Source organism: Neobacillus endophyticus (genome assembly GCF_013248975.1).
GTDB classification, from domain to species: Bacteria; Bacillota; Bacilli; order Bacillales; family Cytobacillaceae; genus Neobacillus; species Neobacillus endophyticus.
Genome location: NZ_JABRWH010000001.1, coordinates 4,701,909 through 4,715,202, shown reverse-complemented (window position 1 = coordinate 4,715,202; position 13,294 = coordinate 4,701,909). Strand labels below are relative to the sequence as shown.

The window sequence follows — 13,294 nt, the reverse complement described above, 5'->3', positions numbered from 1 at the left end:
CATGGAGAAATATGTTTACTTATTTCATGAAGGAAATGGCGATATGAAGGAGTTGCTCGGAGGAAAGGGTGCCAACCTGGCGGAAATGACCAGAATCGGATTGCCAGTCCCAAATGGTTTTACCATCACGACACAAGCTTGCAATGCCTACTATGAATCTAATAAAAACATACCTACTTTAGTAGAAAAACAGACACTTGAAGCACTTAGCCGTTTGGAAGAAAAAATGAATAAAAAACTGGGAGATCCTAAGAATCCGTTACTTGTATCGGTCCGCTCCGGTTCTGTTTTCTCCATGCCGGGAATGATGGATACTATTTTAAACTTAGGAATGAACGATGAAACCGTTGCCGGAATGGCGATACTCACCAATAATGCGCGTTTTGCCTATGATTCCTACCGCCGGTTTATTCAAATGTTCAGTGATGTTGTTCTAGAAATTGATTCTTACTATTTTGAGCAATTGTTAGAGGAAACTCGTGAGCAAAAAGGCTATTCTTCTGATCCTGAATTAACGTCGGAAGATTGGCAGGAGGTCATTAAAGGCTATAAAGAAATTGTCAAAAAGCATACTAGAAAAGATTTCCCTCAAGACCCAAAGGAGCAGCTATTCCTTGCCATTAAAGCTGTTTTTAATTCTTGGAATAATCAGCGGGCTATTGTATACCGCCGGCTTAATAAAATTCCGGACCATTTAGGGACAGCAGTCAATATCCAAAGTATGGTATTCGGAAATATGGGAAACGATTCCGGTACTGGAGTTGCTTTTACGAGAAATCCCTCAACGGGTGAACCTATTCTATATGGTGAATATTTAATCAATGCACAAGGGGAGGATGTGGTAGCTGGTATTCGAACACCCCAGCCAATTGCCACTTTAAAGGATGAAATGCCAGGTGTATATCAGCAATTTGCTGAAACTTGCCATTGTTTGGAACAACATTACGAAGAAATGCAGGATATAGAATTTACAGTTGAACGCGGAAAGTTGTTTATTCTGCAAACTCGCAATGGGAAACGTACAGCTCAAGCAGCCATAAGAATTGCCGTCGATATGGTGAAAGAAGGGATTTTGGACAGGAAAACGGCGATTCTACGAGTCGACCCAGATCAATTAAATCAGCTTTTGCATCGAAGAATTGATGATCGGGCAGAAAGAAAAGTTTTGGCAAAAGGACTTCCGGCCTCTCCTGGAGCAGCAACGGGCATGGTTGTTTTTGATGCGGATGAAGCTGAACAATTAGGAAACGAAGGAAAAAGAGTGATCCTAGCCCGACCCGAAACGACTCCAGATGATATTCATGGAATTGTAGCCTCACAGGGGATTTTAACAAGCCGAGGCGGAATGACAAGTCATGCAGCGGTGGTTGCCAGGGGAATGGGAAAAGCGTGTATTTGCGGCTGTGAAGCATTGAAAATTGATGTGAGAGCAAAGCAATTTAAGGTTGGGGAAATGGTAGTAAATTATGGTGATGTTATTACGATTGACGGTTCTAGCGGTGAAATTCTGCTCGGTGAAATTACAATGATAGATCCAGAACTATCGCCTGAGTTTCAACTTTTACTAGCATGGGCTGACCAAGAACGGAAAATCGAGGTTAGAGCCAATGCAGATAACCCAGTAGATGCAAAAAAGGCATTTGAATTTGGTGCCGGCGGAATAGGTTTATGCCGGACAGAGCATATGTTTATGGATCTTACCCGTCTGCCAATTGTCCAAAAAATGATTATCGCTGAAAATCATGATGAACGAATGGAAGCACTCGAACAGCTTTTGCCAATGCAGCAGGGGGATTTTGAAGGTATTTTTGAAGCAATGCAAGGCAACCCGGTAACCATTCGGTTGCTAGATCCGCCGCTCCATGAATTCCTGCCTGATAAAGAGAATCTATTAGTAGAGGTTACAAAACTGCAAATTCTAGATCCGCAATCGGAGGAATTAAAGAAGAAAGAAAAGCTGTTAAAGAAAGTACGCCAATTAGATGAATTTAACCCAATGCTTGGACTTCGCGGCTGCCGATTAGGTATGGTTCACCCTGAAATCTATGAAATGCAGGCGAAAGCTATCTTTAATGCAGCAGTAAGGCTGGCAGAAAAGGGAATAGAGGTCAAACCTGAAATTATGATTCCGCTTGTTGGACATGTGAATGAGTTGAAACAAATGCGGCAATTAGTAATGGAGGTTGCCAATCAAGTTCAAATAAGTACTGGAAAAACCATCCATTACACAGTTGGCACAATGATTGAAATCCCACGAGCTGCCTTAACTGCTGATCAAATCGCTGAAGAAGCTGATTTCTTTTCATTTGGAACAAACGATTTGACACAAACTACATTTGGTTACAGTCGTGATGATGCCGAGGGAAAATTCTTGCAAGCCTATATAGAAACAAAGGTGCTCCCAGACAATCCATTTGCAGTCCTTGATCAAGAGGGGGTTGGAAAATTGGTAGAGACGGGAATCAAGCTTGGCCGAATTACAAACCCGTCATTGAAAACTGGCATATGTGGTGAGCACGGTGGTGAAAAAAGTTCTATTGATTTCTGTTACAGAACGGGACTTGATTATGTCAGCTGCTCCCCATATCGTGTACCTCTTGCCCGTTTGGCTGCAGCCCAGGCAACCATCAGGCATGAAAAGAATGAGGTTTTTACAACTGCATAATGTAAATATAGACGGTACTAGGATGGTACCGTTTTTTTATTCATCAATCATCCTTTTTCCGTTTATACTATAAAAAACAAAAAGGAGCAGGTGTATGGGAGCAATAGAGCGAAGCGGTTATCGTTTTGTCCCAGAATTCAGTGTGATCCAGCAAAATGGGGCTATTCATGTCTATAATAAGAACAAATTTATTGAAGAAATACACTTTGATTTTACTGGAAAGTACCCTGAAATGGATCAAATTGAAGAATTGGTAGACGAATATTGTGAACAGCATAATCTATAAGGAACACTTGTTCGATTTTAATTTCGATGTTATAATGTATAATGCAATAGAATAGGAATTCTCAAGGGTGGCGGCACATCTCCTTTCGAATGGAGGTGATGCTGTTGACAGTGTACCAGGCATTGATGTTTGCTGTTTCATTTACGAGTCTGATTATTGTCCTACTGTCATTTCACCAAAAAAAATAATCCACCCTTGAGCCGGCAAGCAGAAGTGGTGGATTATTGCCCTTAACGCCGGTCGCCTGTTGAGTGAACCGACTATTGCATGACCGAGCATTGCTTAGTCATGCTCGGTCTTTTTTACTATATGCACAATCTTACGAACATTATACATAACTTAGCGAGAAAAGGGAATGAAAATGTCCATTTTGGAGGGAAATTTATGAACAAACTGACTGCTATATACCCTCAAGCTGTTGAACATACAAAATTAAAAATATTTCAGGATATTGACCATTATCTTGAAACAAAAGAAACTTTGCCAAGTTTTTCAGAATATTTATCAGACCGCGGCCATTATATTGAGCAAATCTGGATCAATGTTTGGCTGAATAAATCCACGAACGATGTTTCAAAGAATGAAAAAAAGCAATTTTTAAGTGAAAAAGGGTATGAGGTTCATGGTGTGGACCGAAAATTGATCAATAAGCTGTTTCGTGACGAAATGAGGGAGTATCAGCCTTTTGAAGCTAGGAGCTGGATTCTTGAAACCTTTCATGGACATGAAAAGGAGTGGGCGGAACGCTATCAGGAAGCGAAGATGCAATTTCAAAAAAGAGAAGAAAAAAGGCAGTTAGATGAGATCCGGATGGAATTTAGCAGAGAAGTAGAGGATTCAGCAGTAGGGCTTTTAGAAGAGAAGTACGAGATGCTTTATTTATACATACGTCATTTCACTGCCAAGCAGTTGGCAGCAGATCTGAAAAATAAAACGAAATTTCAAACAGTCGACCCTATTGCACTGGAAGAACAATTAGTTGAACAAGGCTCTTTTCAACCTTCAGACTATCAAACAATGGCCCAGTTTTTTCAAGAATTGACAGGCGATATTCAAAAAATACCTAGCTTTAGACGCAGTTATTTCGAATATGAGACGTATTTATACGTATATGAAAGTTTAATTTTTGACGATCTTTCTGAACTTGTACCTGAAAAAGTACTTGAAAGTCTTCCGGAAGATGTAAAAGAAGAATTTATTACCACTTTTAATGAACCTATTTCTCCATCATATGTGAAGGGGTGTATCGGCGATCTATTATATGATGCTGCTGGATATATGCTAGATGACCTGCAGGAAGAGTATTTGTCTGACTTATTAAAGTTAGCCGAGATTCCTTTTGATATCGAAGTTCACCAAACGATTTTTGAAGCTAACTTAAAGGAAAGGGAACGCAGACGAGCAGAGGAATTAGCTGAAATACAGCGAAAAAAAGAAGAAGAAGAGCGGATGATGAAGGATATCTTCGGTGCAGCATATGATCCTTCCTTAAGACGGCAGATCCGCTATGTACTTCACATAGGTGAAACAAATACAGGGAAAACCCATCATGCACTTGAAAAAATGAAACAAGCGGAAAGCGGTATGTATTTGGCGCCACTCAGACTGTTAGCCCTTGAAGTATATGATAAATTAAATGCGGAAGGTACGTCTTGTTCTCTAAAAACTGGTGAAGAAGAGAAAATGACTCCTAATGCAAGGCATATTTCTTGCACAGTCGAAATGTTTCACGAAAAAGAGTTTTTTGAAGTGATTGTCATTGATGAAGCGCAAATGATCGCCGATAAAGATAGGGGATTTTCCTGGTATAAGGCGATTACGAATGCGAATGCAGATGAGGTACATATAATAGGCAGCCGTAATTCGAAGGAAATGCTACTAGAGCTCTTAGGAAATGAAGAAATTGTCGTACATGAATATAGCCGTGATACCCCGCTTGAGGTTGAAAACAAGGAATTTCATATTAAACATGTGAAAAAAGGTGACGCTCTTATTTGTTTCTCCAGAAGACGAGTACTTGAAATTGCCTCTAGATTGCAAAATGATGGCCATTCTGTCAGCATAATATACGGCAGTATGCCACCGGAAACCAGGAAAAAACAAATAGAGCAATTTAATAAAGGAAAAACAAAAGTCATTGTTGCAACAGATGCTATTGGGATGGGGCTGAACTTGCCGATTCGTCGAATTGTGTTTTTGGAAAATGAAAAATTCGATGGCACGAGAAGACGGCTTCTAAATTCTCAAGAAGTGAAACAAATTGCAGGTAGGGCAGGACGTAAAGGAATATATGATATAGGCAAGGTTGCATTTGCAAGTGATATTAAAAAAATGCGGAATTTATTGCTCCAGGAAGACCGCCCTGTCCAAACCTTTGCAATAGCGCCGACCAATACAGTTTTCGAGAGATTTCAACGTTATTATCACGATCTAGGAAACTTTTTTGAATTATGGGAGAAATTTGAAAGTCCAAAGGGCACAAAGAAAGCTTCTTTGTCAGAGGAGCGTTCGCTATACCGTAAAATTGCGGGAACAGAAATTGAAGCAAGACTCCCGTTAATGGATTTATATGGTTTTTTACATCTTCCTTTTTCAAAAAACGAGCAAGCGTTGATCCAGCAGTGGGAGGATACAATGTATGCGATTATCCAAGGGCGGGAGCTTCCTGAACCGCCAGTTAAAGAACGGAGTTTGGAAGAGTTGGAACTGAGCTATAAAGCCATTGGGCTTCATTTATTATTTTTATATCGATTAGGAGAGCGGACAGAAGCCATATATTGGGAGCGGCTTCGGGAGGAAATCAGTGATAAAGTACAGGAACGGCTGAAAACAGATATCAAAAAATTTGTGAAAAAGTGCAAAAACTGCGGCAAAAAACTGCCTTGGGACCATCAGTTTCCAACATGCGATGCCTGTTATCGTACCAGGTTTAAGAAATATTGGTATGATGATGATTTAGATATTTGAATTCACGAGCTTATTTCTATTTATAAAGATAAAGCCATTAAAGTTTGGTATTAATAATAGTACTTGATAAGTGTAAAAGATTCCAATGAATTCAAGAGTAAAGGTAGCGGCTAAGACGAACTTGATTAACAAGTTCGTTTTTTTATATGGGATTAGTATAAACTATGCTTATTAAAAAATATTTAGGAGGTTTGAATTGGGTTTGCTTAGTAAGCTGAAATTTTTGATCCTGCTTTTATTTTTAATAGGTGTAACTCCATTGACATTCACTGAACGAAGCACGGTGTATGCTTATAAGAGATATGATGTTCTAGCGCAGAAAATTCATCAGATAATAACTAACTCCCAGGAGTTAAAAGGAGCGATTGCTGGCATCAGCATTCGTTCAACAGACGGTAAAATTATTTACGAGCACCAGGGAGATACTCGGCTGCGTCCTGCTTCAAATATGAAGCTATTAACAGCTGCGGCAGCTCTTGATGTTTTGGGTAAAACGTATACCTTTCCTACGGAAATCTTCGCAGACGGTCCTATTAAAAAGAAAACATTACAGGGAAATCTGTATGTAAAAGGAAAAGGAGATCCGACACTTTTGAAATCTGATTTTGACAGGATGGCCTCGGAATTAAAGGATATGGGCATTAGGTCGATCAAGGGCGATTTAATCGGAGATGATACATGGTATGACAAGATCCGTTACCCAAAAGACCTGCCATGGAGCGATGAAACAACATATTATGGTGCACAGATCTCCGCTCTCACAGTCTCGCCAACGGAGGATTATGATGCAGGTTCCATTATGATCGAGGTTAAACCCGGATCAAAAAATGGAGATAAACCTTCAGTATATATCACGCCTAAAACTAATTTTGTAAAACTTATAAATCATGCAATAACAATAGAGGATAAAGGAAAAAAGAACATCTCCATTGAGCGAGAACATGCAGCCAATACCATCGAAATTAAAGGAACCATTCCATTGAAAGGTAAAACCATCCGCGAGTGGGTGGGAGTCTGGAATCCAACCCGTTATGCCATGTCATTACTAAAACAATCATTGATAGAGCAAGGTATTCGGATATCAGGAGAAATTAAAACCGGTGTGGTGCCTGACACCGCAAACATGCTTTATTCACATAAGTCGATGCCATTGTCGGAGCTGGTTATCCCGTTTATGAAATTGAGCAATAATATTCATGCTGAGATTCTGATCAAGGAAATGGGGAAGGTGTTAAAAGGTGAAGGCAGTTGGGATAAGGGGTTAGAAGTGCTGGAGACGGAGATGGCAAAATTCGGCTTAGACACACAAACATTAGTGATAAGGGATGGTTCAGGTGTCTCGCATGTTGACTTGATTCCTGCGAATCAATTGACACAGCTACTCGCAACGGTTCGGAAAGAAAACTGGTTTCCAATATATTTTCATTCCTTGCCGTTAGCTGGTGAGGCAAACAAGATGATTGGCGGGACATTAAGAAATCGAATGAAAAGCCCGGAAATAAAGGGAAAAATACGTGCAAAGACGGGAACCATTTCAACTGTTACTTCGTTATCAGGTTATGTGACCACAAAAAGCGGGGAGCAACTGGTTTTTTCAATTTTGCTCAATAATCTTTTGGATGAAGACAGGGGGAAAACGATAGAGGAGCGGCTTGTTTCCATTATTGCCAATCAATGAAAATAAAAACAGATTCAGCCAAGCATGGCTGATCTGTTTTTTATGTGACCAATTTAGCATTGTTGTTTTGGTATAATGCTTGCCTTAATACTTCAATTGCTTTTAGACATTTTGCTTGTTAATCTCGTTGTTCATATGCTTTCTTGCGTGAAGCAGTACCGGCCGGACAGATTCCACGGAACGGCCAAATTCATTCATCCATTCGTAGCGCGGAACCATCCAGGTATGAAAATGATGAGTAGTATCCTCATTATAGAAATAAAAAACATATTCGATTCCAAGGGCGGTTCTTTGCGCTTTCCTGATTTTTGTTAGGAGATGGATATAGTCGACTTTCGGTGCTTCTGTTAGTTCATCAAATCCTATGATATGCCGTTTTGAGGCTAAAATCACCAACCCCTCTATGGGATAAGCTACATCCTGGTGAGCATGAAAATGTTCAGTTTCAATGATTACCCCGCCATCTGGCTGATGCATTCCACTTGTTAATGAGCAGCTTAAGCACTCTACATCGATTGTAAAACCATTTGATAATGTGATAGTTCTCATGCTGTGACTCATGAATTTTCTGAAATTTTTCATTAATATTACTATAAAAGTGGTAAAATGGATATCATCAATAAAGGAATTGAATGAAATAGGAATTGACGGGAGTGTATGGAATGCTAATTGGCCACATCAAGGAAATAGTCCGCCATCCTGTGAAGTCTTTTTCTGGAGAGAGTGTAAAACAGACTAAGATCATGGATTATGGTTTGTATGGGGATCGCAGCCATGCTTTTTTAGACGAAACGAGACCTGGAAAATTTTTAACTATTACTCAATTCGCGGAAATGGTTCAATATAAAGCAAGATTTGCCGGTGAAGATTCAATTCATAAATACCCTTGTGTTGAAATTACAACTCCTAAAGGCAAAATAGTGGGATGGGGAGATATAGGTTTAAAGAGGGAAATAGAAGAACAGTCAGGACGAAAAATTTCTTTTGTTACATATCCACCTAATCATGTGCCTTTAGGTGCGATTGAAGAAGAACATATTCAATTAGTAACAGATGCATCAATTGACCAATTGAAAAAGCTGTGGGAAAAAGACACGATTGATTATAGACGTTTTCGGCCTAATTTATTTATTTCTTTGATCGCAAAAATCCCCTTCATTGAAGAACAGTGGTTTGGAAGAAGATTGAAAATTGGAGAAAATGTAGTAATTGAGTTGAAACGCCATTGCGAAAGATGCATGATGATTACCGTAGACCCTGAAAATGCTAAGAAGGATCCTTCCTTACTTAAGACAATCGTTAATGAAAGAAATAATTATTTCGGTGTGTATGCTTCTGTGATTAAAATAGGTGAGATTTTTGTAGGGGATGAGGTTGTTCTTCTTGATTAATGGAAATGGGAAAGAGTTCTGAAGTATCCTAGATTTCGGTAGACAAATCACAAAAGGCAGGCTATTTCAGAATACATTTGATGCCGGCAGCCAATTACCCGAACGGCTGCCGGTTTCCTAATCGAAGGGTCCCAGTAGCAAATGATCCAGAAAAGCCTTCAAATGATTATACGGTTCCAGCGTCCTATCCCATCGTTTTTAATTGACCTTATTTCACTTTTTTCTAGAAAAAATGATTTTGATAAATGTTTCAGATGAAATGTAAAAAACTCTGTACCAGTTTTCGATAGTCATAGAAATAGGAGGGAATTTCGCTTTCTTTCAACCCAACAAAGGCATTCTCAGCAATCTGTGAATAATACCATTTTTGATTCTCTTTCCCGCGATGAAAACAATTCCAAAGAGAATCGCCCATCACTTCATAATCTGCTGCCATAGATTTCAGGTTGTCCCATTTATCAGCAACAATTAAAGCCTTGATTTCGAATGGAGCGATTCTAATCCAATCGATCGTATGCTGTTTTCGTTCTTCCCATGATTTTGTTTTGTCCTCGGTGTTTCCTGCAACAATCCTAGCAACTTCTGAACCAAATTCGTGTCTAATGTCCTCCAAGGTGACATCGGTATCTTCAACGGTGTCATGAAGATAACCGGCAGCCACCACCTCATCTGCAAACCCGTTAGCCTTTAATATTTCCGCAACCTGAATAGGGTGCGTAATCATGGGGGTGTTATTTGTTTTGCGGACTTGTCCTTCATGGGCCTTGGCCGCAAATTCAAGTGCTTTTTCTATCATTAAAATACCTCCAAAAAAAGATTTATAGAATACCCTTTTCATATTCTTCTATACGTTCTTTGACAAAAATAGGTACAGGACGGGCAGATTTTGTTTCTGAGTTTTAGCTGACATAAATGATTTCTGCTAATAGAATAGGGGACTCCTCGTCATCTCTAGTAATCTTGCAGTTCATCGTCATGCTGGCACCCCCGACTTTTTTCATCCGGCACCAAATGGTTAACCAGTCATGAAGAACAGCTGGTTTTTTATACTCCAAAGTGGACTTAGCCAGAACAAAATCAAACTCCGTAGTGCCGACAGTTAATTTCAAGCCCTCATCAAAGTACTCCGAAACAGCCACATCTATGTAAGTTAAGTAGTGAGCATTAAAAACAATCTTTTGCCCATCAATTTCAGAGTAACGAACCTTAAGCCGGTGTGAAAAGCGATATTCATCCTGCAAAATAAATCACCTCGTTTGTTAAAATTCTATTTTAAAAAGGAAATTCCTTTAAATGACAAAAAACATATTTTCAGAAATTGGTCATAGGTATTCTGGGATTGTCAGGAGAATTTATCGGCATTTTGGGTGTGCTTTTGGGAAATAGTCTTGTGGCCCGTATCATTCGTCATGTTCTTCTGTAGACTTTCTTCCATTACTTACTTTTCGAGAATGATGCATACTTTTTCACGGTTCAAAGGTTTACAATTTAGCTGAAATCAACAGATAATTCCGACCGTAGGAAAATCGATTTAGTTGGCGGCTTATGGAAGGACGATTTGTTCCGTTAAGCACATTAATTGGTTTTTTCTCACCTTGTGTTAATATGGATTTGTTAAAACGAAAACGAGGTGTATAAATGAAAATAGAAGTATGGTCTGATTATGTATGTCCATTTTGTTATATTGGCAAGCGCCGCTTGGACATGGCGCTTGAACAGTTTCCACACAAGGATCAGGTCGTGGTGGAATTCAAAAGCTTTGAGCTTGATCCAAATGCGCCAAAATATACGAGTGGTACGATTCATGAAGCACTGGCAAAAAAATATGGCATGAGTGTGGAGCAGGCAAAACAGGCAAATCAAGGAGTAGGTCAACAGGCTGCAAGTGTTGGTTTAGCGTTTCATTTTGATGAGATGAAGCCGACCAATACGTTTGATGCTCATCGACTGGAAAAATATGCGAAATCACAAGGGAAAGAAAAAGAAGTGGCGGAGAAGCTTCTATATGCTTATTTTACGGAATCAAAGCATCTCGGTGAACACGAGATATTGGCAGACATCGCGGCAGCAGCCGGCCTTGACCGCCGTAAAGCTTTAGAGGTTCTAGAGGATCCGAATGCTTTTGCAAATGACGTTAGACTCGATGAAGACCTTGCTCAGCAATACGGTGTACGTGGGGTCCCGTTTTTTGTCATCAATCAAAAATACGCCATTTCAGGTGCCCAGCCGTTGGAAGCCTTCACTAATGCACTAGAAAAAGTATGGCAGGAAGAATCCACTGCACCAGTATTTCAAGATCTTTCATCAGAAGAAGATGTCAGCTGTACAGATGGCAGCTGTGCGATTCCTGATAAGAATTAGTTTTTTAAAATATGCCATTTTTTTTAACACTCTTTTTTTGGAGAGGAAAGCAACAAGCAGGTTAAATAGAGTGAAAAATAAAAATGGGAAAGGAGCCAATGTTCCTTTCCCGTTTTTTGTCCGATAGGAAAGCCTTCCTAACAGGCAGGTATAAGGGAAACTACGCCTCTGTCTTCACCCTTACGGGCTCGCCAGTCGTCGTGTTTTCTTACTGTACATTTATCTTTTTCTGCTTTTGAATACCCACATATTGCCGTCTCTCCAGCAGCTCATCGTTTGAGTGTTGCCTCGTGGTGAATTGCGCCATCCAGTACAGCACAATCGCTCTCTTGAGGTATGACGGCGGCGGGTAGTACAGCGTCTGGATGTTCTTCTTCTAGAAGTATTTCTTCTTGAAGTGTTTCTGCGTGTTGATTGGCTTCTGCTGGATGTACGTCTTCTTGATGTCATGCCTCTTCTAGAAGTTCTTCTCCTTGAAGTACCCATGCCGCGGCCAGGATCCATGAACATGAAATCACCAAACCCACCCCGAAATGCATCATCAGCTGCTATTTGGATCTCTTCAGGTGAAAAGTCTCTTTCTGCCATTTTTTTGCACCTCCTTTGATATTGAAAAGGGAGTACGTAAACTATGTGACGATATATCGATAAAACTCACTCTTCTTTTACAATCTACGTTTTACTGCCCGTTTTTGTTTGGGACAAAAGCCTAAGCAAAGAAAAAATGCACAATAGACGTGTCATCACACCATGCTCCTTCATACGATTAAAGAAGGAGGGGTAAAAATGGACGAGACTGAAAAATTACAACAATATAAACTTTTTATAAATCCAGCTGACCTAAAGGAGCTGAAGCGGGACATTTGGATTGATGATCCTTTACCAGCACAATTAACGTTGGAAGGGAAGAGACTAGAAATCGATATTGCCTATCGGGGCTCCCATATTCGTGATTATGCAAAAAAATCCTATCAAATCACCTTTTACAAACCGAAGATATACAAAGGATCGAAATTAGTTCATCTTAATTCGGAATTTAAGGATCCATCCATGATTCGCAATAAATTTTCATTTGATTTCTTTACAGAGATTGGTGTGTTGGCCCCAAAAGCGCAGCATGTTTTTTTAACATTAAATGGTAGGCCAGAAGGTGTATACTTAGAAATTGAATCAGTAGATGAGCATTTTTTAAAAAGAAGAAACCTGCCAAATGGAAGCATTTTTTATGCAGTGGATGGGGATGCCAATTTTTCTTTAATGAGCGATTTGGATAAAGAAACGAAAAAATCGTTAAGTTTAGGTTATGAAAAAAAGATTGGAGAAGCAAACGAAGAATATAAATTACAGGAATTTATATTTAAAATCAATACCATTCCTAGGGATGATTTTGAGCGGGAAATTGTGAAGTATGTAAATGTTGACAGGTATTTGCGCTGGGTGGCTGGAGTGATCTTCACGTCAAACTACGATGGATTTGTTCATAACTACGCCCTGTATCGAAATGGAGAAACGGGTTTATTTGAAGTGATTCCATGGGATTATGATGCCACATGGGGCCGGGACGTTAACGGGAAAATCATGGAGGCGAACTACGTTCCGATAAGAGGATTCAATACATTAACCGCCAGAATTTTAGCTGTAGACACCTTTCGAAAACAGTATAAAACACTGCTAGAAGAAATCATGCAAGAAAAATTTACAACTGAATTTATCGTACCCAGAGTAGAAAAGCTCATGCGACACATCCGGCCATCCTTAGAACAGGACCCATACAAAAAGAATCACTTAAGTGAATTCGACCAGGAAATCAATATCATCAAAGACTACATCGAAGAAAGAAGAGCCTATCTACAAAGGAAGTTATACAAATTAGATTAGAGTGTCAGGCACCATCGAATATTCGACGGTGTCTTTTGATTGTTAATCAGAAAAGTAGGATATTCCTA

11 protein-coding genes are annotated in these 13,294 nt (G+C 39.6%); 7 read left to right on the top strand and 4 right to left on the bottom strand.

What is annotated here, in order from left to right; genetic code table 11:
- Position 1 precedes the first annotated feature (1 nt).
- The 4 genes from ppdK to dacB all read left to right on the top strand — a co-directional run bounded on the left by ppdK (position 2) and on the right by dacB (position 7,596).
- Positions 2-2,665 (top strand): pyruvate, phosphate dikinase, encoded by a 2,664-nt coding sequence (gene ppdK, locus HPT25_RS23155; protein WP_173069731.1) that lies wholly within the window; start codon positions 2-4, stop codon positions 2,663-2,665.
- A gap of 94 nt (positions 2,666-2,759) precedes the next feature.
- The gene (locus tag HPT25_RS23150; RefSeq protein WP_173069729.1) at positions 2,760-2,951 is read left to right on the top strand and encodes a YbxH family protein; all 192 of its coding nucleotides are present in this window, start codon (positions 2,760-2,762) and stop codon (positions 2,949-2,951) included.
- A 384-nt stretch (positions 2,952-3,335) separates the two neighbouring features.
- Positions 3,336-5,918 carry a DEAD/DEAH box helicase gene (locus HPT25_RS23145; RefSeq protein WP_173069727.1) on the top strand — a complete coding sequence of 861 codons (2,583 nt, stop codon included), beginning with the start codon at positions 3,336-3,338 and terminating at the stop codon, positions 5,916-5,918.
- Between the two features lie 196 nt (positions 5,919-6,114).
- Positions 6,115-7,596, top strand: coding sequence for a D-alanyl-D-alanine carboxypeptidase/D-alanyl-D-alanine endopeptidase (gene dacB / locus HPT25_RS23140; RefSeq protein WP_173069725.1), 1,482 nt, complete (start codon positions 6,115-6,117; stop codon positions 7,594-7,596).
- Between the two features lie 102 nt (positions 7,597-7,698).
- Here the strand turns inward: dacB and HPT25_RS23135 are convergent, their stop codons facing one another.
- Entirely contained in the window at positions 7,699-8,145 is a 447-nt protein-coding gene (locus tag HPT25_RS23135; protein WP_173069723.1) for an HIT family protein, read from the bottom strand.
- A gap of 113 nt (positions 8,146-8,258) precedes the next feature.
- On the opposite strand from HPT25_RS23135, the gene HPT25_RS23130 reads away from it, so the two are divergent.
- Complete coding sequence (locus HPT25_RS23130; protein ID WP_173069721.1) at positions 8,259-8,987, top strand: MOSC domain-containing protein; 729 nt, start codon at positions 8,259-8,261, stop codon at positions 8,985-8,987.
- 250 nt (positions 8,988-9,237) lie between these two features.
- On the opposite strand, the gene HPT25_RS23125 is transcribed toward HPT25_RS23130, so the two are convergent.
- Together HPT25_RS23125 and HPT25_RS23120 are read right to left on the bottom strand one after the other, a co-directional pair.
- Positions 9,238-9,783, bottom strand: coding sequence for an HD domain-containing protein (locus HPT25_RS23125; protein ID WP_173069719.1), 546 nt, complete (start codon positions 9,781-9,783; stop codon positions 9,238-9,240).
- 103 nt (positions 9,784-9,886) lie between these two features.
- Positions 9,887-10,228, bottom strand: a complete 342-nt coding sequence (locus tag HPT25_RS23120) for an acyl-CoA thioesterase (protein ID WP_173069717.1) — start codon at positions 10,226-10,228, stop codon at positions 9,887-9,889.
- Positions 10,229-10,625: 397 nt separating this feature from the next.
- Between HPT25_RS23120 and HPT25_RS23115 the strand changes: the two genes are divergently transcribed.
- Entirely contained in the window at positions 10,626-11,348 is a 723-nt protein-coding gene (locus tag HPT25_RS23115) for a DsbA family oxidoreductase (RefSeq protein WP_173069715.1), read from the top strand.
- Positions 11,349-11,567: 219 nt separating this feature from the next.
- Here the strand turns inward: HPT25_RS23115 and HPT25_RS23110 are convergent, their stop codons facing one another.
- Positions 11,568-11,936 carry a CotG/ExsB N-terminal domain-containing protein gene (locus HPT25_RS23110; protein WP_173069713.1) on the bottom strand — a complete coding sequence of 123 codons (369 nt, stop codon included), beginning with the start codon at positions 11,934-11,936 and terminating at the stop codon, positions 11,568-11,570.
- A gap of 198 nt (positions 11,937-12,134) precedes the next feature.
- Here HPT25_RS23110 and HPT25_RS23105 point away from each other — a divergent pair, with 198 nt between their 5' ends.
- Complete coding sequence (locus tag HPT25_RS23105) at positions 12,135-13,226, top strand: CotH kinase family protein (protein ID WP_173069711.1); 1,092 nt, start codon at positions 12,135-12,137, stop codon at positions 13,224-13,226.
- Positions 13,227-13,294 lie beyond the last annotated feature (68 nt).

What these genes read in the sequence shown, in the direction of transcription:
- ppdK (WP_173069731.1), top strand. Translation starts at nt 2, where the DNA reads ATGGAGAAATATGTTTACTTATTTCATGAAGGAAATGGCGATATGAAG.
- HPT25_RS23150 (WP_173069729.1), top strand. Translation starts at nt 2,760, where the DNA reads ATGGGAGCAATAGAGCGAAGCGGTTATCGTTTTGTCCCAGAATTCAGT.
- HPT25_RS23145 (WP_173069727.1), top strand. Translation starts at nt 3,336, where the DNA reads ATGAACAAACTGACTGCTATATACCCTCAAGCTGTTGAACATACAAAA.
- HPT25_RS23135 (WP_173069723.1), bottom strand. Translation starts at nt 8,145, where the DNA reads ATGAGAACTATCACATTATCAAATGGTTTTACAATCGATGTAGAGTGC.
- HPT25_RS23130 (WP_173069721.1), top strand. Translation starts at nt 8,259, where the DNA reads ATGCTAATTGGCCACATCAAGGAAATAGTCCGCCATCCTGTGAAGTCT.
- HPT25_RS23125 (WP_173069719.1), bottom strand. Translation starts at nt 9,783, where the DNA reads ATGATAGAAAAAGCACTTGAATTTGCGGCCAAGGCCCATGAAGGACAA.
- HPT25_RS23115 (WP_173069715.1), top strand. Translation starts at nt 10,626, where the DNA reads ATGAAAATAGAAGTATGGTCTGATTATGTATGTCCATTTTGTTATATT.
- HPT25_RS23110 (WP_173069713.1), bottom strand. Translation starts at nt 11,936, where the DNA reads ATGGCAGAAAGAGACTTTTCACCTGAAGAGATCCAAATAGCAGCTGAT.
- HPT25_RS23105 (WP_173069711.1), top strand. Translation starts at nt 12,135, where the DNA reads ATGGACGAGACTGAAAAATTACAACAATATAAACTTTTTATAAATCCA.